The organism is Brucella pseudogrignonensis (assembly GCF_032190615.1).
Taxonomy (GTDB): Bacteria; Pseudomonadota; Alphaproteobacteria; order Rhizobiales; family Rhizobiaceae; genus Brucella; species Brucella pseudogrignonensis_B.
The window spans coordinates 1,497,465-1,518,716 of the sequence record NZ_JAVLAT010000001.1 but is presented as its reverse complement, the minus strand read 5'-3'; the positions used below and the strand labels follow the sequence as shown (position 1 = coordinate 1,518,716).

The window sequence follows — 21,252 nt, the reverse complement described above, 5'->3', positions numbered from 1 at the left end:
CCGCAGCTCATTAAAACGCCGATCTGATTAAATCAGATCGGCGTTTTAATTGTTTGTCTTAACGCGCATCTTGTTCCGAAAACCGCTTCGCACTTTTCGGGATGCGCTCTAGACTTTGACGAGCTGCTCCACCCGCTCTTCATTACCAAAGAATTTGAGATAGCGCTCCACTTCTTTTGGATCGCCGGTCGCCTTTTGCGGATTGTCCGAAAGCTTGACCGCCGGGCGTCCATTGGCATCGATCACCTTACAAACCAGCGATATGGCCTTAAGGCCATGGATCGTTGTCGGCGCGCATCCGGCAAAGTCATTCGTGAGGTTGGTGCCCCAGCCAAAGCTCATGCGCACGCGGCCTTCAAAGTGGCGATAGGTTTCCTCAATCGTATCGACATCGAGCGCATCCGAGAAGATCAGCAGCTTTTCGCGTGGGTCTTTGTCGCGCGACTTCCACCATTCGATAATCCGTTCACCACCTTCAATCGGCGGCGCACTATCAGGACGGAAACCTGTCCAGTCAGCAACCCAGTCCGGCGCATTGCGCAGGAAAGCAGCCGTGCCAAAGGCATCGGGCAAAACAATGAGAAGATTGCCGCCATAATAGCGGTTCCAATCCTGCAACACGCGATAAGGTGCTGTGCGCAGTTCTTCATCTGTATTAGCAAGCGCTGCCAGCACCATCGGCAATTCATGCGCATTGGTGCCAAGCGCTTCCAAATCATTATCCATCGCAAGAAGCACATTGCTTGTGCCGGTGAAGGCGTCGCCAATGCCTTCTTTCAGCGCCTCAACGCACCAGCGCTGCCACAGGAACGAATGACGGCGACGGGTGCCAAAATCGGAAATTTTGAGATCGGGCAATTCGCGCAGCCGCTCGACCTTGCTCCACATTTTGGCTTTAGCGCGCGCATAGAGAACATCGAGCGAGAATGGCCCAAGGTTTTTCATCGCCGCCCGCGAGCGAAGTTCGTTGATAATGGCGAGTGCTGGAATTTCCCACATGGTGGTGTGTGACCAGGGACCATGGAAATGCAGCTCATACTGCCCGTCCTTGCGGCGCAGATCATATTCCGGCAGTTGGAAATCATGCAGCCAGTTAAGAAACTCGGGCTGGAAAATTTGCTTGCGACCGTAAAAGCTGTTACCCGCCAGCCAGATCATTTCTTTCTTGGTAAAGCGAAGCGTGCGCGCATGATCAAGCTGCGCGCGCAACTCGCCTTCGTCAATCTCGTCTGCGAGGCGCACAGAGGTCGTGCGATTGATCAGCGAGAAGGTCGCGTCCACCTTGGGGTAAAGCCCCCAGATCATCTGCAGCATCAGAAGTTTGTAGAAATCTGTATCCAGCAGACTGCGAACAATCGGGTCGAGCTTCCATGCGTGGTTAAAGACGCGCCGCGCGATATCGGTTTTGGCCATGGCGGCCTCCATTGCATGAGCATGGGCTATAATCCCCCCAAAGCGATTACAGCCAGAAAGAAAGGCGGGTTTTTCACCCGCCTTTTTAAATGCTTCATTCAGATTTGGGAAGCTCTACTATGATGTCGTGTTCACCGTCAGGCTCAATCGGCACACCCTCGGCACTATTGGCCAGCTTAAGACCATTGAGCTTGATCCCCTTCTCTTCGCCACCCACAACGACCTTCACACGATAGAGCGCTGCACCAAAGCGAAGTTCTGCTTCATAGCCATCCCACTCCGGCGGCAAGGCCGGATCAAGATGCAGACGGTCGCCGCGCTTGGTCACACCAAGAATGCCTTCGGTTGCCACACGATAGAACCAGCCAGCGGAACCCGTGTACCAGGTCCAGCCACCCTGTCCGCGACGCGGCTCGACCGAGTAAATATCGGCTGCAATCACGTAAGGCTCAACGCGATAGACATCCGGATTGCGGCCGTGGCTGACCGGGCTTATCATCGAGAACAGGCGCCATGCTTCCTTGGCCTTGCCCATACGGGCGAGTGCAAGAATGGCCCATGTTGCACCATGGGTATATTGACCGCCATTCTCGCGAACGCCCGGCGGGTAGCCCTTAATGTAACCCGGCTCCTGAACTGTTTTATCGAATGGCGGCGTGAAGAGACGCAGCAATTCACCCTGATCATCGAGCAGGTATTTTTCAAGCGAAGCCATGGCCTGCTCGGAACGCGATGGATTGGCAACGCCAGACAACACGCTCCACGATTGCGCAATCGCATCAATCTGGCACTCGTCGCTGTCTTTTGAACCAAGTGGAGAACCATTGTCGAAGAAGCCGCGGCGATACCATTCGCCATCCCAGCCATCGCGATCAAGCGCCTTGGTCAGGCTTTCGAGATGGTCAGCCCATGCTCGCGCGCGGGCATCCTTGCGGGATTCGGCAATCGGGATGAACTGACGCAATGTGTAAGCAAGGAACCAGCCGAGCCACACGCTTTCGCCCTCGCCCTTCACGCCAACAAGATTCATGCCGTCGTTCCAGTCGCCGCCGAGCATCAATGGCAGACCATGCTTGCCAGTGCGTTTGATCGCAAGATCAAGCGCCAGCGCGCAATGCTCATAGAGGCTCACGGTTTGATCAGAAATTTCCGGCTCAAAGAACGCGTCATGTTCACCCTCTTCAAGCAAGCGGCCTTTCAGGAACGCCAGCTTTTCATCAAGGATCGCATGATCGCCAGTTGTTTGCACGTAAAGCGACGTGCCATAACCAAGCCAGACCACATCATCCGAGATCAGCGTGCGAACACCGGCACCAGTTGCTGGCAGCCACCAATGCTGCACGTCACCTTCCGGGAACTGACGCGAAGCAGCATTAAGGATCTGCGCACGAGCCAGTGAAGGATCAATTAGCAGGAGCGACAGCGTATCCTGCAACTGGTCACGGAAGCCAAAGGCACCACTGGCCTGATAGAAGGCTGCACGTGCCCAGATACGGCAGGCAATCGCCTGATAGGGCAACCAGCCATTAATCAGGAGATCGAATGCCGGATCGGGTGTCTTGACCTGTACGCGATTGAACAAGCCTTCCCAATGTTTGCGTGCCTCATCAAGTTTTTCTTCAAACGATGCCATGCGGCTTTCTGCGACAAGCGCCTTTGCCTGCTGCTGATCGGCAGCATTACCAAGCAGGAACACCACTTCACGGCTTTCGCCCGGTCCCACTTCTACGTCAATAGCCAGAGCCGCACACGGATCGCGACCAGCTTCAACCGTGTTGGACAATGTCTTGCCAGCCAGCACGATTTCAGGACGATCAACCGAGCCGGTCGAGCCGATAAACTCGCCACGATCAGCCGTCACAGATTGTGGCTTTTCGCTCGCAGCAAAGAAAGCCACCTGACCAGACTTGTCCGGGTGATATGGATTGCCTGCAAAGAGTGCACCCAGTTCTTCATCCTGCGAAGGCACGATGAACGGCACATTCTTGGCGCGGGCATTGCCCAGCACCCATTCGACATAGCCATAGGCACGCAGCTTGCGCTTGGAACGGCCCTTATTGGTGATTGTGAGACGGGAAAGCCGCACAGGCTTTTCAGCATCGACAATATGGGTGAGTTCGAGTGCCAGTTCGCCATGCTGGGCAGCAAATGTGCTGTAGCCATGGCTGTGACGCGCTTCATAGGTCACGGCCTCATCACGGAGCACACTTGCTGTTGGCGCAAAGCTACGTCCGGTTTCGCGGTCGAGAATATAGATCGCTTCGCCCGGACGATTTGTGACCGGATCATTCGCCCAAGGGGTAAGCTGATAATCGCGGCTGTTACCTGCCCAGGTGAAGGCTGACCCTTCTGCCGAGACATGGAAACCGAAATTCGGATTGGCAATCACGTTGATCCAAGGATGTGGCGTGGTCGTGCGATTGTTGATCCGCACAACATAGCTGCCATCCTGTGCAAAACCACCGTACCCATTCCAGAACTGGAGATCATCGCCGGTTGGTGCCGGACGCACAACAGGCTTTGGCTTGGCAATCAGACGGCGTTCTTCGGTGCCACGTTCGATTGTCGCCGGTGCAAGACCGGCAGCGCCAAGCCCCTGCTGCACGGCAGGAGTCTTGCTATCGCCGCGCGCAGCCAGATCGACGGTCAGTTCTTCACTGCGGCGCAACTGTTCTGCAAGCGAGCCGTTCTGGGCGTGCATCACGATACGCGCGGAAGCAAGCAGCGTATTATAGCTCTCCTCGCTCATCTGATCGCGACGGACAGCAAAAATATGTGGCTGACCACCACCACGGGCGCGGAAGCCCTCGATGATCCAGTCAATCGCGCGTTGCGTATCCTGCGCATAGGAGAAGGCGCGTTCATTCACCGCCACAACGTCTACCGTGAGGCCCTTGCTGCGCCAGTATTCCTGGGCGCGCAAGACGCCACGAAATACGTCGAGATCGGCTTCATTATCGATGCGCAGTGCAAAAATCGGATAATCACCCGAGATGGACATCGGCCAGAGGTCTGACTGTTTGCCAAGACCCGCAGCGATGGTTTCCGGCGGCTGACGCATGGTCCGCTCCGGATAGAGCAGATAGGCAGCAACCTTCTGATAGTCGGCTGCTTCCGCTGGCTTGATGCCGATATGGTAAAGCTGCACCTGCGAACTCGTCCATGACAGCGAATATTCGCGAACGAAAGTTTCCGGATGACGATGGGTTGCAACAGCATGTTCCACCGCGTCGCGGCTACCGCCCGCAAATGTCCAGAAAACCAGACTGACCTTCTTATGCGCAGGAACGCGGACACGCGTGCGTACAGATGCAATCGGATCGAGTACGCAACCTTGACTTCCAGTGAACTTTGCACCTTCATCAAAGGCGCTCGCATCGCGCAGCGAACGGCCACGCCCGATGAAAGCACGGCGGTCGGTTTCGACCTCCGTTTCACGGACTGAGCCGGACAGATCTGTAACGAAATGTGCGACATGAATATCCGGGTCGGACGGTGCACGTTTGCGACGCTTCGCATAGATGGTCGAGCCATTATCTGCGATTTCCGTTTCAACGAACATCTTGGCAAATGCCGGGTGAGCGGCATCGCTGTCGCTGTCGGTCAGCACCAGTTCAGAATAGGACGTGACTTCAATCACGCGATCACGCGCCGACGTGTTGATGATGTCGAGCCTGCGGCCTTCACCATCGGATTGCGATGACACAATCACTTCCACAACGGTCTTGATATCACCGGCGGTCTTGTAGAACTCCGCCTTATCTTCGGTGAAGACAGTCTTGGTTTCTTCGTCCGGGTTGCGGACTGGTTCACCGGTCGCCGACCACCAGTAGCCGCTTTCCATATCGCGCAGGAACAGGAAACTGCCTTGCAGATCTTCCGATGCATCGGCATGGAAACGCGTGATATCCCAATTGTGCCAGCGGCTATAGCCGGAACCATTGGCCGTGACCATGAGCGCATATTGGCCATTCGACATCATATGTGTGGTGCGCGGTGCCTTGAATGGCTCATCAATGATCCGCATTGGGGCATCATCAAAGCCACCCGAATCCACACGCATCGGATTTTCCGTTTTGGCGTAGATCATCGGGATTTCGCGCGGTGCTTTTTCCTGCAACAGCAGTTCTGCTGCTTCGATCACCGGGTCGGAGTGGAAACGCTCACGCATACGGCCTTCGAAAATCACGTTGTTGACCGCGATAATCGACATGCCGTGGTGGTGAGCATAGTAGTTCTTCACGACCGCGCAGGTTTCACCTTCGCGCACACGCGATGGGGTGAAGTCTACCGAATCGTGGAAGCCATAGCGACCCAGCGCACCGAGCTTTGCCAGACGCTTCAAGTTCGCGACGGCTGCGGCTGGCTGATACTGCGCGGCAAGCAAGCTTGCATAAGGCGCGATAACGGCATTGCGCGACAGGCCACGCTGGAGGCCGAGATCCGGCACGCCAAAGTTGGAATACTGGTAATTCATATGCGCGTCACGCGCATTGAAGGCAGCTTCCGAGATACCCCATGGCAGACCACGCGAGGTGGCATAATCGATCTGGCGCTGCACCACGAGCTTGTTGGTCTGATCAAGCAGCGAACCAAGCGGCTCGGACATGACCAGCGGTGGCATCAGATATTCAAACATCGAGCCAGACCAGGAGAGCAGAGCCCCTTTCCAGCCCACGGGCACCAGAAGGCGACCGAGTTTGAACCAATGCTCAACCGGAACATCGCCCTTGGCGATGGCGAACAGGCTTGCAAGACGCGCTTCGGAAGCCAGAAGATCGTAGCAGCTTTCGTCCAGTTCGTTTTCCTGTACGCGGAAACCGATGGACAGAAGACGACGCTCCTTGCGTTCAAGGAAGCCGAATTGCATGTCGAATGCCAGCTGACGCGAACGTCCTGCCAGATTGCGCAGACGCTCACGCAGATCGTCTGTGTTGCGTTCACCAACGGAATCGTCCGTGTGCGCCTTGCAGGTATCGACGAGAATATTGGCCCATTCTCGGGCTTCAGCGCTTGCCGGTGTTTCAATCTCACCGTCGAGCTCTTCCATCAGGCGCACAATATCGGTCGCAAAAAGCGACAGATTGATCGTGCGGAAAGATGCGGTTTCCGGCTCTTCTTTGATGGTGCGAACGGCGCGACGGAAATTGGCAATCCGCTCTTCCAGACGACGACGAAGCGGACGCAGGATACGGCGATCATCTGGAATCTGTGCGATGGCTTCCTCAAGAACGTCATTCACATCGAGAATGCCGTCGAGATCGCCTTGCACATAGACGCTTGGCGCTTCCGCCCATTCTTCGAGTGCCGAAGAAAGGGTCACAAGATGGCCAGCCAAATTGCCACTATCAACCGCAGAAACATAGAGCGGACGCATCGGTGTCAGCGTATTTGTTTCATACCAGTTGTAGAGATGGCCCTGATATTTCTCCATCTTTTCAAGCGTGGTGACAGTCTTTTCGATGCGCTCAAGCGTTTCGTCAAAGCCGATCCAGCCGAAATCGCGCGCAGCGATGACCGACAAAACATAGACGCCGATATTGGTGGGCGATGTGCGCTGTGCCACGATCGGTGCCGGGTCCTCCTGAAAGTTATCCGGCGGCAGATGGTTGTTTTCCTCATTGGCGAATTCAGCGAAATAGCGCCATGTGCGACGCGCATAGCGGCGCAGATCAGCCTTGTCGGAGGAGAGAACTTCGAGCGTATCCTGCGGCTTCGCAGAACGGCTGACCAGCCAGGCAATCAGCGGCGAAGCAAACCAGATAACAGCAAACGGCGCTGCGATAAGCGCTGCATGACTTTCGGCACCGAGCGGAATGAAAAGCGCAATAGCTGCAATGACCATAGCAGGCCACATGAGCTGGAAATAATAGAGCAACGTATCCGGCGACGATTTCGCCTGCGCTGCTGTTTTCCATTCCAGCAGATCGCGATGCGAGACGAAAAGACGATAGATCGTGCGTGCAATGGCGTCAGCCATCAGAAATGCCGAATGGGCTATAAAGGTGGTCCGCAGTGCAACATCTGCTGTCCCGAGCGCAATATCTGTCAGGACTGATTGCGCATGCCCTTTCAGCGAATAATCCATATTCGACGGAATAAGGTTGGTGACGATGCCCAAAGTTGGCGCCACAAACATGCTGAGGATCAAAAATGCCTGCCAGACAGCGGCGACACCGATCGGCAGAATGGTCCAACCAACGACAGATGCAAGCAACCACATAATAGGGGAGAGCGAACGACGCAGATTGTCGATCATTTTCCAGCGTGTAACGTTGCTCACAGCCCGGCGTGTCGAAAACAGCCACGGCAAAAGCTGCCAGTCGCCACGCGCCCAGCGATGGTGGCGCGAAACATCAACATTATATCCAGTCGGATAATCTTCAACGACTTCAACGTCGCTGACAAGGGCCGCCCGGGCGTAGCCGCCCTCGAGAAGATCATGGCTGAGAAGTGTATTTTCAGGAACGCGATTTTTCAGCGCTCTTTCAAAAGCATCGATGTCGTAGAGACCCTTACCCGTGAAAGTGCCTTCGCCAAGCAGATCCTGATACGTATCCGAAACAGCAAAGACGTAAGGGTCGATACCGCGATTGACGGAAAAAACGCGCTGGAGGAACGAGGCTTCATCGCCGGTCGTGAGTGATGGCGTAACGCGCGGCTGCAAAATACCGTAACCGCGCACAACACGGCCCGTCTTCTCATCAAAAACAGGTCGGTTCAGCGGATGGCTGAGCTTGCCGACCAGATGGGTGACCGATTCCGGTGTCAGACGCGTATCAGCATCAAGCGTCATCACATATTTGATGTCTTTTGGCAGACGTGCATCAGCTGGGAAATAGCTTGTATCCTGATCGCCACGCAGCAAAAGGTTCAGCTCATGCAGTTTGCCACGCTTGCGCTCCCAGCCCATCCAGCAGCCCTGCTTCTCATTGTAAAGGCGGCGGCGGTGAAGCAGGAAGAAACGCGGCTGATCATCGCCGGTATAGTGCTCGTTGAGCTTGGCGATTTCTTCACGCGCATATTCATAGATTTCCATGTCAGCAGGCGTGATTTCCTGCTTCGCATCTGTCCAGTCACTCACCAGGGCGAAATAAATCTCACCACGCGGATTGGTCAGATAATGGACTTCCAGATTGCGGATCTGCTCGTCAATGGAATCACGCGATGTGATCAGAGTCGGCACGGCAACGAGCGTACGCGCCTCGGCAGGCAGACCTTCCTTATATTCAAACCCGATAAGGCGCGTCGGTGCCACGAAGCGCGGCACAAGCGCGTTGAACAGCGAGTAGGAGGCATCCATCGCCGGGAACAGTGCAAGCAGGGTGAAAAGCGTACGCAGATCAGCCGAAAGGCCCGCCTTCATCATGCAGTAATGTACGATTCCCAGAATGATAACGGTGAAGATCGCAGTCGGCACAAACAGACCCAGCAAGCCAAGACCGCGATAAAAACGAAGAGCTTTCGTACCGAAAGGCGCTTTATAGCCGCAAATTTTTTCAAGTTCTTCGCGGCCATCTCCAGACAGATAATAGGCGATAGAGCCTTTGCCTTCGGGCTGGTCGTCATCGACCTTGCTCTGCTCCGCCAGTTTGAGCGCTGCCCAGGTGATGTCGATTTCGCTCATGTTCGAATAGCGAGCGAGCTTTTCAATCGTTACACGATAGGCATTGCGCGAGCGGAAATCGAGCAGTTCGAAATCGCTATGATCACGCAGGATCGCATCGACTTCGTTGACTGTTTCAAACCATGTTTCCCAGTCAATATCGTCAATGCGCTTGAGGCTTGTGATCGCATTTCCCATCGTGACGCCGCCAGTGGACTGGCGGGCATGTTCTTCGACAATCGCATCTTCGGCGTTGCTGCCTTCCTGCTCGAGGATGCGCTCAAGCCATAGGGAAGCAGCGGAAGTATCGGTGGAAGCGCTGCGCAGACGATAAAGCAGATGCGTAGCAAAAGTGCTATCGCGGGCGGCCTGCGAATATTGCGCAAGAACCGTCTCCAGTTCCGACGCGTCGGAAGCAGTTACAATGCGGTCAGCTGCGGTGTTGGCGAGATTGCGCATATTGCGTGCGCGATCAACACGCAGCGCCAAACGGCGCACATTCTCAATCAGGAAATAGCGCACAGCCGATGGCAGTGCCCACAATTCACCAATCTTGAGCGGCTCGACCGTCTGGAACCCCTGCACAAGCGCTGTCAGCGATTTGAGCGAAAAATTACTGTCTGTATGCGCGACATAAAGCCAAGCGAGCGCAAAAATGCGCGGCATATTTTTCTGTGCGGCATAGGTCGGCAACTGCCGGATAAACTTACGGGGCAAATCGCGTCGGGTTTGCTGCGCCGTCTTATCCACCTGATAGTGGTTATCGAGCAGCCATTGTGCCGCCGGAGTGATGGTTTCGCCTGCGCGCGATGCCGCATCCGACGAACGATAGGCATGCAATATAAGCTTGCCGTTTTCGGACAAGCGCTCATCAAATTCGAAGGACTGATAGCCGGGCAATGGCAGCTCATCCCCCCGCGCGACAGATGCAGCGAGTTCGCGCAGCTCATCGTCGCTTTTATAAAGAGCTCGTATAGGAGAAGGTTGCTCTGGCGGAATTTGATCCGAAGTCTTGCGATCGACGATGGATGAATTTGACGGCGAAGAAGACAATTCCGGCATGTGCCTTAACAGCCTTTCGGGAGGAAATGAGTTGAATACGGCGGGTGAATACTAGGCTCAGTTCAGAAAACGACAGTATCCATAATCGGTTCCCTGAATGTCTGTATCATTTGACCAAAATACGACGACGGATTGTGCTGATATTCAAATCGGTTAAATCGCAACGCACAAATCTTTCCCATTGGTAATGTTGCGTTATGAAATATGCGGTTTCCACAACTCTAACATACTGAAAATAAAAATAATACCACTCAGAGTCTAAGTTCTTAGCAATGCTTAGAGAACGAGCAAGACTGTACCAAATACAAAAACATCCGCACCCCCTTCAGGATGCGGATGATGATTTGAGAGAATAAATCGGCTGCGCGGCAGATTTATGAAGCCTTATTGAGTACATTTGATGCATTTTCAGCGTCTTCGCGGCCAAAAACCTTCCAATAACGCGGACGAAAGGCGATGCGACTTTTTTCCGACGCAGGATGTTCGGCAGGGATTTCAATTTCAACCCGCTCTCGCGCACCACCGATTTCCAATTCGACACGGCGCTTGCCGCCTGATCTGCGGCTCGCAATCACAGTACCAGCGATACAACCGCCGCAACCATCAAGCAGTTCAACTTCATGCGGACGGAAGAAAAGCTGTGCTTCGCCGTCAGCCTTGTTCTCGACCCTGAGGCCAATATTACGATCTGCAAGCCAGACTTCACCATTCTCAATGCGCACGGGCAAAGTGCTCGATTCGCCTATGAAGCCGTAAACAAACGGCGAGTTCGGATTGTCGTAGACCTCATCCGGCGTGCCGATCTGCTCGATACGCCCCTGGCTCATAACAACAACCCGGTCGGCCAGCTCAAGGGCTTCGTCCTGATCATGCGTCACGAAAACAGTGGTATGGCCGGTCTTGTCGTGAATTTCGCGCAACCAGCGGCGCAGCTCTTTGCGCACCTGCGCATCAAGCGCGCCAAAAGGCTCATCGAGCAACAACACCTTCGGCTCAATCGCCATGGCGCGGGCAAGAGCGACGCGCTGACGCTGACCACCAGAGAGCTGAGACGGGTAGCGGTTTTCGAGGCCTTTGAGCTGCACGAGATCAAGAAGCTCAAGCGCGCGGCGGCGGATTTCTGCACTTTCGGGGCGCGTGCGGCTTGGACGAACCTTAAGGCCAAAGCCGATATTGTCGGCAACCGTCATATGGCGAAACAGCGCATAATGCTGAAACACGAAACCGACATTCCGCTCCTGCACGCTTTTGTGCGAGGCATCTTCATCACCAAAATAAATGGCGCCATCAGTTGGCTTTTCCAGACCAGCAATCAGGCGCAGCAAAGTTGTCTTGCCGGAGCCAGACGGTCCAAGCAAAGCAATCAACTCGGATGAGCGAATATCAAGCGAAACATTATGCAATGCCGGAAAGCGAGCAAACTCTTTACGCACACCGGCGACACGAACTTCCATTCCAGATCCTTTCCCCTACCGCCACTGGTCAACAAAACCGGGCGGCTTATTCTCTTGTATCTAATCTAAGTGTTAATGCCCGTTACTGCCAGCCAGTTCATCGCCATAGCGCAACTCCAGAAACGCTTTAACCGCCAGTGTCACGAGAGCCAGCAAGGCCAGCAGCGATGCCACGGCAAAGGCCGCAACGAAGTTATACTCGTTATAGAGAATTTCGACATGCAGCGGCATGGTGTTGGTCAGACCGCGAATATGCCCTGACACCACCGAAACCGCCCCAAATTCGCCCATCGCACGCGCATTACAAAGCAGGACGCCGTAGAGAAGGCCCCATTTGATATTGGGCAGGGTAACGTAGCGAAAGGTCTGCCAGCCATTCGCGCCCAGCGAAATGGCCGCTTCTTCATCACCGCTGCCCTGTTCCTGCATAAGCGGGATCAATTCGCGTGCCACAAAGGGAAATGTTACAAACAAGGTTGCCAGAACAATTCCGGGGACGGCAAAAAGAATTTGGATATTGTGGCTTTCAAGCCAGGGGCCGATCAGGCCATGGCTCGCGAAAAGCAGCACAAACACCAAACCGGAAATCACCGGCGAAATCGAAAATGGCAGATCAATCAGCGTGGTCAGAAGCGCCTTGCCCTTGAACTCAAATTTGGCAATCGCCCAGGCAGCAGCGACACCAAAAACCAGATTGACCGGCACGGAGATCACGGCGACCAGAAGTGTAAGTTTAATCGCAGCAATCGCATCCGGTTCAACCAATGCCGCCAGATATTCGCCGGTGCCTTTGCGGAAAGCCTCTACAAAGACAGCAATGACTGGGAGGATCAGAAAAAGCGCAAGAAACAGAAGGGCTATGCCGATGAGAATGATGCGCGTCGGCAAACTTTCGGTCACAGCGCTGCGCGTGGAAGAGTTAGACGCCATAGCCGTACTTCTTTCTTGTCCACGACTGGATCAGATTGATGAACAGCAACATGGCAAATGACAGCGCCAGCATGACAGTCGCGAGTGCGGTTGCGCCCGCGTAATCATATTCCTCCAGTCGGATCACAATCAGGAGCGGGGTAATTTCGGAGACATAAGGCGTGTTGCCGGCAATGAAAATGACGGAACCATATTCACCAACACCACGCGCAAAAGCCAGTGCGAAGCCTGTGAGAATGGCGGGCTGGAGGCTTGGTAACAGCACGCGCCAGATGGTCTGAAAGCGCGATGCGCCCAAAGTGGCCGCCGCTTCTTCAACCTCCCGGCTGATTTCTTCCATGATCGGCTGCACAGTGCGTACCACGAATGGCAGACCGATAAAGATCAGTGCCACGACGATGCCAGCGCGAGAGAAGGCGATTTTTATATTAAACGGCGCAAGCAGACTGCCAATCCAGCCATTGGGCGCATAAATAGAGGCCAGCGCGATACCAGCGACGGCTGTGGGGAGTGCAAAGGGAATATCGACAATGGCATCGATGAACCGACGCCCCGGAAAACGATAGCGCACCAGCACCCATGCAAGAATGACACCAAAGACCACATTGACCAGCGCTGCGATAAAAGCAGTGCCGAAGCTTGTTTCAAGCGCCGCCACCGTGCGTGCATCCGTCACGATCTTCCAAAATCCTGCAAAGCCCACATCAGTGGAACGCAGCACCAAAGCTGCCAGCGGAATAAGAATAAGCAGAGTCAAATAGGCGACACTAAAACCGAGAGTCAGTCCAAAGCCCGGAATGACGCTCGGTTTTCTAAAATGCCACCCTGCTCTGACCGGTGCAGGGTGAGAAGACATTGTTATGTTCCCTTTTATTGGTCGTACTGACCTTGCCTATTTTGCTGGCTTATAAATCTGATCGAATGTTCCGCCGTCACCAAAATGATAGGGCTGCGCCTTAGCCCATCCGCCAAAGATTGGATCATCAATCGTCACAAGCTGCAACTGCGGGAATTCACGCTTCTGGTCAGCAGGAACAACATCGGGCTTGGATGGGCGATAAAAATGCTTGGAAGCCAACGCCTGGCCTTCCGGCGAATAGAGATATTCGAGATAAGCTTCTGCAACCTTGCGCGTCCCGTTCGCATCAGCATTCTTGTCAACGAGTGCCACGGGTGGTTCTGCTAAAATGGATTGCGGCGGCACGACGATGTCAAAGGCGTCGTCACCAAATTCGGCAACGGAAAGATAGGCTTCGTTTTCCCAGGCCAGCAGCACATCGCCCAACTGACGCTGCACAAAGGTCGTGGTGGAACCGCGTGCGCCCGTATCAAGCACCGGCACATGACGGAAGAGTTCGCCGATATATTCCTTTATCTTGGCTTCATCGCCGCCATATTCTTTATGCGCCCATGCCCATGCCGCGAGATAATTCCAGCGCGCACCGCCGGATGTCTTAGGATTTGGCGTGATAACCTCGACGCCATCCTTCACCAGATCACCCCAATCCTTGAGGCCTTTTGGATTGCCTTTGCGGACAAGGAAAACAATCGTTGACGTGTAAGGGGATGAATTATCAGGAAGCCGCTTGCGCCAATCCTTGTCGATCTTGCCCGAATGTTCGGCGATAGCGTCAATATCGCTTTCCAGTGCCAGTGTGACCACATCAGCCTTCACACCGTCAATCACGGAACGGGCCTGTTTGCCTGAGCCGCCGTGTGATGCCCGTATCGTGACCGTCTCGCCGGTCTCGTCTTTCCAATGTTTGGCAAAGGCCGCATTATAATCCTTATAGAGTTCTCGTGTAGGATCATAGGATACGTTCAGCAATGTCTGATCGGCATGACTGGCCTGAATGGTGCCAGCAAGCGCCACAGTGCCAACAAAAGCTGCAAGCGCGAATGAAAATTTTGATGTTTTCTTCAACATGTTCGGGTCCACCTCTCCGCGTTTCATTCCGCAAAGAATATCAGAGGTCATGTCTCACAGGATGCCATAAGGATTCTGTTATTCAAACGCAGTACGAAATTTCTGAGCGATCAAACTAGACTGTAAGGAATAATTTTCCAACCATCCATCCCGATAGTTGGGGGTGGAGGTAAGAAACATTTATAGAATGAAGAAAGAGAAATGTGTTCTTAAATCGAACTACAACCTTGAAAAAGTGGGACCCGGATTGGGATTGCGGGGGCAAATTTCTTCCGGGCCCCTGCCGATCTAATGACCAGCAGACTTACAACGGGCGACCGTGATTTCGGTTCCATTAGAATATTGAAAATTTTAATTTTATTGGTTTTCGGTACTTGTGCGCTTAACCGTGAAACGGCTTTCTTAAACCACAATAAAATATCGCCATATTACAATGCGACTGGCATAAAACTCACATGACAGCAGAGGTCATCATGAAACGTAAAATTCAACACATGATCATCGCATTTTGTGCGGCTTTTCTGACCGCCGGACCCGTTTTGGCCCAGACGATCAGCCGTGATTCAGTTTTTAGAACTGACTATATTTGTGAACGCGGTGTCGTCGTTCCGGTCACCTATATCCATGCCGGTGAAGAGCCAGCCTTTGCAGTGCTCGATGCCGAGGGAAAAATGGTTGCACTGCAATGGCACGATGCATTGAAAAAATATGTCGCTATGGATGAACAGGACAGCTATCGCTGGAATGAAAAAGACGGAAAGGCTGTTTTAACGCATCTTGAAGCTGATGATTCAGCGAAGGAAGTGACGATACTCGCAGCCTGCCGCGCAGACAATAATGAAGAATAAAATCTCATCAGGGGACGAGGTAATGCTTGTCCCATTGATTCTGTGGAACTTCGTCGCCAATTTCATAATCGAAGGACGTGATGCTGATATGATCATCAGCAGTCTTGCAGACAAATGCGAGCTTGTACCAATGCTCGCCACTGCGGAAGGCTGCACCATTGGCCTTGATAGAGTTTTTACCGGTAAGCGGATCAGAAAAGGCATAAGCCAGCACCTTATCGACCGATAACTTTCGCACATCACGGCTGATCTGTTCCATTGCCTCGACATCACAGCGCTGCTCAAGACGTGTTGAAGGATCAAGCTTCTCAAGCTGCGCTTTTTCGAGCGCAGTCATTGCCACAGAGGGAGCATTGAGAGAAACGACGAGTGATAGAGTGCAGAGAGAGAAAAGACCTGTCGCGGTCAAACGGGAAAACAAGATGGATAGAAAATTCATTGGACTCCAAGAAACTCACTTTTTTTAATTTTGAATGGGTATGCTACAAATCCGTAAACCACACGGGATTCACAAGTTTACGAGTATGGCTTCGAACCCGAAATTCGCTCAGAGAACTGCTTCAAAATGATACGAATTTTGCGTTCGCCATACTAGCATATTTTTGTGGGTCTTCGTCGACACTCACATCATTGTTATCGAAAAAACTTTTATCAATAAATTACTTAGTACATTAAACAGTATCATGGTCCAAAGAACGTTCGGTTCCTTCCTGCTTCCTTGGCAGCATACAAAATCTTGTCCGCCGCTTCGACCGTCTTCCAGAAATGCCCCTGACTGTCGAGCTTAGCAGCGCCGAAGCTACACGTAACACGCTCATCTGCCGACAAACGCGCAAATTGTCGATTATTCACAGTTTCGCGAATTGTCTCCACCAGAGCTAAGGCTTCATCGGAAGGCATATCGTCGAGATAAAGAATAAACTCTTCACCTCCGATACGCGCCGTTAAATTGCGATCACCAGAATAAGATTGAAGAATATCTGAAAACTCTTTCAACACAGCATCGCCCACTGCATGGCCATGGAGATCGTTGATCGTTTTAAAATGATCAATGTCACAAGCAACAATCCACCCGGAAAGATTGCTGCGCTCGGCCGCCCGCATACGCTCTTCAAACCCGCGACGATTGAGCAGACCTGTTAGCGGATCACTGTCGCGTTCATGCGCGAGTTCGCTCAAGCGATCAGCACCAACGGCCGCGAACAACACCAATCCGGCGATCAGCGATGCAACTGCTGTTGAAAATACAGTCCATTGCCAAAACGGCGTAAAGGCAAAATCGATTGCCGTTTCACCGGAAACAGAATGAGCTGTCAGCAAAGTCCGTGGGAAAAACTGTAAAGCAACGAGGAGGAGCATGCCGAGCGTCACTCTATCGGCAGTCGTTCCCTTTATTAGACGTCTCAAAAACCACACGATCGTCAAGATCATGAAAGCAAGACCAAAATTAACAACATATACCCGGCCAATCAGGCTCGGTGAGACATATAGGAAATAGACGACGCCACTAAAAATACAAACGAGACTGGCACTGCAGAACCAAAAAGGAATGCGGAGGCCAGATCTCTGAAGAATACCATGTCCGCCTGCCAAGATACCCAAGACATAGATGGTCGCTGTCAACATTGTGTTGAAGGCATCATCAGCCGGAATATCAACCAGCTGTGAAAGCATAGCTAAACCGATGAAGGAAAAGCACAGGGCGCACCACAACAGATAAGTGCGCCGTCTATCGATGCCCCAAACGATGACAAAGGCCAATGAAAAAACAATAAGAACGGCTGGCAGTACATAAAGCATCAATTATTTTCTTATCTCGACATCCATAAAATCTTATCTCTCTCATCGGTTAAAAACACAATTCAGTAAATCAACCAGCAAGCTGAAAACTATCAAACGCACTTAATTTAAGCTATATGGCCATGCTTGAAACCAGTCGAGATAACGAGCCAACAATGCTGGTCGATCTTGGCTGGCCGTTGGCGAAAGGAAGAAATATGAAACCTGTGTTCCTGCAATTGCAATGCGCGCCTGGCAAGACATATGACGTTGCAGATATTTTGTATAAGCGTGAGATCGTATCAGAGCTTTATTCCACCAGCGGAGAGTATGATCTTCTGGCAAAAATTTATGTGAAAGAAGGCGACGATATCGGCAAGTTCATCAATGAAAATGTGTTGAATATTCCGCACATTGTGCGCTCGCTCACCACACTCACCTTCACAGCGTTTTAGCGCTACGAAGCAAGCTTTGGCGATTTGTATAAATGACAGATCGTCAGCATCGCGCGCAGTAAAGATTTGATTCACCATTCAAGGGTTATACTTTTTGCTCAGGGAACCTCCCTGTGTCCTTGCGCATTGTTTCTGTGATAGCCCGCGCAAACGGGTTTACTGAAAACTAAACAGAAAGCGACATTGGAAAGACGATGGACAATCTCGAACAAAGGCGGATACTGGTCGTTGAGGACGAAATTTTCGTCGCTCTTGACGTAGCCGCTACTGTGGAAGATGCCAACGGCACTGTTGTCGGCCCCGTAGGCACAGTTAAACAGGCAATTGATCTTATCAACAAACAAGATGTTGATGCTGCAATTCTTGATGTAAATTTGGCCGACGGTGATCTTGAACCTATTCTTGACAGGTTGAAGAGCCGCAACGTTTTCGTCGTTATTCACACCGGTGGTGGATTTCCGCCACATCTCTCGTCGCGGTATCCCGAAGTACCTGTTTTTCATAAGCCAGTACCGCCATATGTGTTGACGCGTGCGTTGGCGTCGGCCTTATCACCTCAAATGGCTCAACGTCTGTAATGCGTGGTCTTTTTCCCGACTTCGCGACTGTTCTTAAACAGACAGAGCCAGCTGAGATTGAGGACGCGTTATCACGTGACACCCAGGCAAGGTGTGCTTCAGCGATATTTGCAGCTGATTTGAATCCTTTGAACGCATCTTCGGGGCGCCCTGATCTGTTTGATGTCGAAAACACTATCCATAACGCTGTCGCTCCCGATCAACAAAATGTCGAACTCACACAGCGTATGAAACATCAGTCCTCATCACAGATAAGCGCAGAGCTCGGTCTTCATTCCAACATGAAGCGTATTGAGCTACAACGCTTGAGACGCAGTTTTGCAGCACAGAACCACCCTGACCGCTTGCCGCAAGAGTTTCGTCTGGCTGCGGAACAGCGGATGAAAACCGCAAATGCGCTGCTCGATGATGCCATGGCCTTTGCACCAAATGAGCTTTAAGAAATTTCCTTACGTTTAAAGCTTTAAATCTTTTGCATTATATCAATTTTATGTTAGATTAACTGCGTCGGTGTCTGCAATTTTCATTGCGCGCCTGAATCTTCCGTGGAATGCAACGTGCCTTCAAAATAGTGCGCCAGTGCAGTCTCTGGGGCAATTTGCGCTTTGCTCTGCGGAAAAGGTTCTGTCATACCGACTTGAAAGTTAGAACAGTTCCTAAAAGGTTTGAAAATGCCTCCTTATCGTTCGCGTACTACCACCCACGGCCGCAATATGGCTGGCGCGCGCGGCCTATGGCGCGCCACCGGCATGAAAGATGAGGATTTTGGCAAGCCGATTATTGCTGTGGTGAACTCATTCACGCAGTTTGTACCGGGCCATGTGCATCTGAAAGACTTGGGCCAGCTTGTCGCGCGCGAAATCGAAAGCGCGGGTGGCGTGGCCAAGGAATTCAACACCATTGCAGTCGATGACGGTATCGCGATGGGCCATGACGGCATGCTCTATTCGCTACCATCGCGTGAATTGATCGCCGACTCGGTCGAATATATGGTCAATGCCCATTGTGCCGATGCGATGGTCTGCATTTCCAACTGTGACAAGATCACGCCCGGCATGCTGATGGCATCGCTGCGTCTTAATATCCCGGTGGTTTTCGTGTCGGGCGGCCCGATGGAAGCCGGTAAGGTTATCTGGGACGATCAGGTCAAGAAGCTCGATCTCGTGGATGCTATGGTTGCAGCGGCTGACGATCATTATACAGACGATCAAGTCAAGGCGATTGAACGCTCCGCCTGCCCGACCTGCGGTTCGTGCTCAGGCATGTTCACAGCCAACTCGATGAACTGCCTGACCGAAGCGCTTGGTCTGTCGTTACCGGGCAACGGGTCAACGCTCGCAACGCATGCCGACCGCAAGCGTCTCTTTGTCGAAGCTGGTCATCTGGTTGTCGATCTTGCGCGCCGTTATTATGAGCAGAACGATGAAAGCGTGCTACCACGCTCGATCGCAAGCTTCCCGGCATTTGAAAACGCCATGACACTCGATATTGCCATGGGCGGATCGACCAACACGGTTCTGCATCTTCTTGCTGCTGCACAGGAAGCTGAAATCGACTTTACCATGGCGGACATTGATCGCCTGTCGCGTCGTGTACCGGTTCTGTGCAAGGTCGCACCCGCCAACAACACAGTTCACATGGAAGACGTCCATCGTGCCGGCGGCATCATGGGCATTCTCGGCCAGCTCGACAAGGCAGGCCTGATCAATACTGACCTGCCAACCGTGCACAGCGAAAGCATGGGCAAGGCGCTTGATCATTGGGACGTGACCCGTACCAACAGCGAAATGGTGCATAAGTTCTATTCGGCTGCACCGGGCGGAGTACCCACACAGGTGGCCTTCTCTCAGGAACGCCGCTTTGACAGCGTTGATACGAACCGTGAAACGGGCGTTATCCGCTCGAAAGAACATGCGTTTAGTCAGGATGGTGGTCTGGCGGTTCTTTACGGCAATCTCGCAGAAGATGGCTGCATCGTGAAGACGGCAGGCGTGGATGATTCCATCCTGAAATTCTCCGGCCCTGCCCGCATTTTTGAAAGCCAGGACACGGCCGTGCTCGGCATTCTGAACGGCAAGATCAAGGCTGGCGACATTGTGCTGATCCGCTATGAAGGTCCGCGTGGCGGTCCAGGTATGCAGGAAATGCTCTATCCGACCAGCTACCTCAAGTCGAAGGGTCTGGGTAAGGCTTGCGCGCTGATCACCGACGGACGTTTCTCGGGTGGCTCATCGGGTCTTTCGATTGGTCACGTTTCGCCGGAAGCAGCTGAAGGCGGCACGATCGGTCTGGTGCGTGAAGGCGATATCATCGATATCGATATTCCAAACCGCACGATCCATCTGGCTGTTGATGATGCAACGCTGGCCCAACGCCGTGCCGAGCAGAATGAAACAGGCTGGAAGCCACTGGAACAGCGCAAGCGCAAGATTTCAACGGCCCTGAAAGCCTACGCTTCCATGGCAACCAGTGCTGCCAAGGGTGCAGTGCGGAAACTGCCTGATTGAATAAAGGTGAAGTAAAGGGCAAGATAGCCCTTTACTTCTGATCGTGTTATCGGGTTGCAGGATATTCCATAGTCGTGCCAATACCGTCAGGCGCGGCCCAAGTTTTTACGCCGCATGCATTGTTAACTGGATCTTTCATAGCAAGTTGATAAGTTCCTTTGTTACCAAACTTATCGTTTACATTCCTTACACTCAATGGATAAAATGTAATTTTTGTATCGGATACTTGATCACAAGGATCTGCTGTTCCTTCGACCCACGTGATAGGGCTCGAAAGCAGTAAGCCACCCTGAGGAAATGAAATCTCTCCAATTGTTTTTTTAACTAAACTAACCCCTTTCTCATCGAAAACTTCGACTAAACCAGTAACAATTGTATTTGATTGAGAATTTTCCCAAACAATACTATTCAATTTATACGTGTAACCTTCGTTCGTATGCAAATTAATTGCGCAAGAAATTCCATCGCCATTATCCGCGCCTTTGTTACAGTTCTTACTCATCGTGGTTCCTTCGCTATTTCCAAAGTAGGAAAAGTGAACCTGACCGGGGTAGTTTTGCGATTTCTGAGTAGGATTTACTCCCATATACATCGCCCCTCCGCCACTTACACCAGGCAAGTTTGAAGATAGATAAAACTGCGTTGCAACAAACCTTGTTCAACGTGGAGATACGTCAATTTTGTCAAATTTAA

Annotated in this window: 14 protein-coding genes; 5 read left to right on the top strand and 9 right to left on the bottom strand. The window is 52.4% G+C overall.

The features are described from left to right. Positions 1-108: 108 nt before the first annotated feature. The 6 genes from pncB to RI570_RS07315 all read right to left on the bottom strand — a co-directional run bounded on the left by pncB (position 109) and on the right by RI570_RS07315 (position 14,392). On the bottom strand, positions 109-1,413 hold the full coding sequence (gene pncB / locus RI570_RS07340) for a nicotinate phosphoribosyltransferase (RefSeq protein ID WP_313827757.1): 1,305 nt from the start codon (positions 1,411-1,413) through the stop codon (positions 109-111). 94 nt (positions 1,414-1,507) lie between these two features. Continuing rightward, entirely contained in the window at positions 1,508-10,081 is an 8,574-nt protein-coding gene (locus RI570_RS07335) for a GH36-type glycosyl hydrolase domain-containing protein (protein ID WP_313827756.1), read from the bottom strand. Between the two features lie 374 nt (positions 10,082-10,455). Beyond that, positions 10,456-11,535, bottom strand: a complete 1,080-nt coding sequence (locus tag RI570_RS07330) for a sulfate/molybdate ABC transporter ATP-binding protein (protein WP_313827754.1) — start codon at positions 11,533-11,535, stop codon at positions 10,456-10,458. A gap of 72 nt (positions 11,536-11,607) precedes the next feature. Further along, positions 11,608-12,465: a sulfate ABC transporter permease subunit CysW gene (gene cysW / locus RI570_RS07325; protein ID WP_313827753.1), complete on the bottom strand. Its 858-nt coding sequence runs from the start codon at positions 12,463-12,465 to the stop codon at positions 11,608-11,610. Then, the gene (gene cysT / locus RI570_RS07320) at positions 12,455-13,321 is read right to left on the bottom strand and encodes a sulfate ABC transporter permease subunit CysT (protein WP_313827752.1); all 867 of its coding nucleotides are present in this window, start codon (positions 13,319-13,321) and stop codon (positions 12,455-12,457) included. Before cysT ends, cysW begins: the two co-directional genes overlap by 11 nt. Before the next feature lie 36 nt (positions 13,322-13,357). Further along, a complete protein-coding gene (locus RI570_RS07315; protein WP_313827751.1) occupies positions 13,358-14,392 on the bottom strand; it encodes a sulfate ABC transporter substrate-binding protein in 1,035 nt (344 codons plus the stop codon). 473 nt (positions 14,393-14,865) lie between these two features. On the opposite strand from RI570_RS07315, the gene RI570_RS07310 reads away from it, so the two are divergent. Next, complete coding sequence (locus RI570_RS07310) at positions 14,866-15,240, top strand: lysozyme inhibitor (protein ID WP_313827750.1); 375 nt, start codon at positions 14,866-14,868, stop codon at positions 15,238-15,240. Between the two features lie 7 nt (positions 15,241-15,247). Here the strand turns inward: RI570_RS07310 and RI570_RS07305 are convergent, their stop codons facing one another. Then, positions 15,248-15,577, bottom strand: coding sequence for a DUF930 domain-containing protein (locus RI570_RS07305; protein WP_409558652.1), 330 nt, complete (start codon positions 15,575-15,577; stop codon positions 15,248-15,250). A gap of 344 nt (positions 15,578-15,921) precedes the next feature. Next, positions 15,922-17,040 (bottom strand): GGDEF domain-containing protein, encoded by a 1,119-nt coding sequence (locus RI570_RS07300; protein WP_313827748.1) that lies wholly within the window; start codon positions 17,038-17,040, stop codon positions 15,922-15,924. A gap of 197 nt (positions 17,041-17,237) precedes the next feature. Here RI570_RS07300 and RI570_RS07295 point away from each other — a divergent pair, with 197 nt between their 5' ends. The 4 genes from RI570_RS07295 (at position 17,238) to ilvD (ending at position 20,559) form a co-directional block, all read left to right on the top strand. Beyond that, the gene (locus RI570_RS07295) at positions 17,238-17,474 is read left to right on the top strand and encodes an Lrp/AsnC ligand binding domain-containing protein (RefSeq protein WP_313828586.1); all 237 of its coding nucleotides are present in this window, start codon (positions 17,238-17,240) and stop codon (positions 17,472-17,474) included. 194 nt (positions 17,475-17,668) lie between these two features. Continuing rightward, a complete protein-coding gene (locus tag RI570_RS07290; protein ID WP_313827747.1) occupies positions 17,669-18,052 on the top strand; it encodes a response regulator in 384 nt (127 codons plus the stop codon). Then, the gene (locus tag RI570_RS07285) at positions 18,052-18,492 is read left to right on the top strand and encodes a hypothetical protein (protein WP_313827746.1); all 441 of its coding nucleotides are present in this window, start codon (positions 18,052-18,054) and stop codon (positions 18,490-18,492) included. Before RI570_RS07290 ends, RI570_RS07285 begins: the two co-directional genes overlap by 1 nt. A 231-nt stretch (positions 18,493-18,723) precedes the next feature. Continuing rightward, positions 18,724-20,559 carry a dihydroxy-acid dehydratase gene (ilvD, locus tag RI570_RS07280; protein WP_313827745.1) on the top strand — a complete coding sequence of 612 codons (1,836 nt, stop codon included), beginning with the start codon at positions 18,724-18,726 and terminating at the stop codon, positions 20,557-20,559. Between the two features lie 46 nt (positions 20,560-20,605). Here ilvD and RI570_RS07275 read toward each other — a convergent pair whose 3' ends face one another. Then, the gene (locus RI570_RS07275; RefSeq protein WP_313827744.1) at positions 20,606-21,145 is read right to left on the bottom strand and encodes a hypothetical protein; all 540 of its coding nucleotides are present in this window, start codon (positions 21,143-21,145) and stop codon (positions 20,606-20,608) included. Positions 21,146-21,252: the final 107 nt, after the last annotated feature.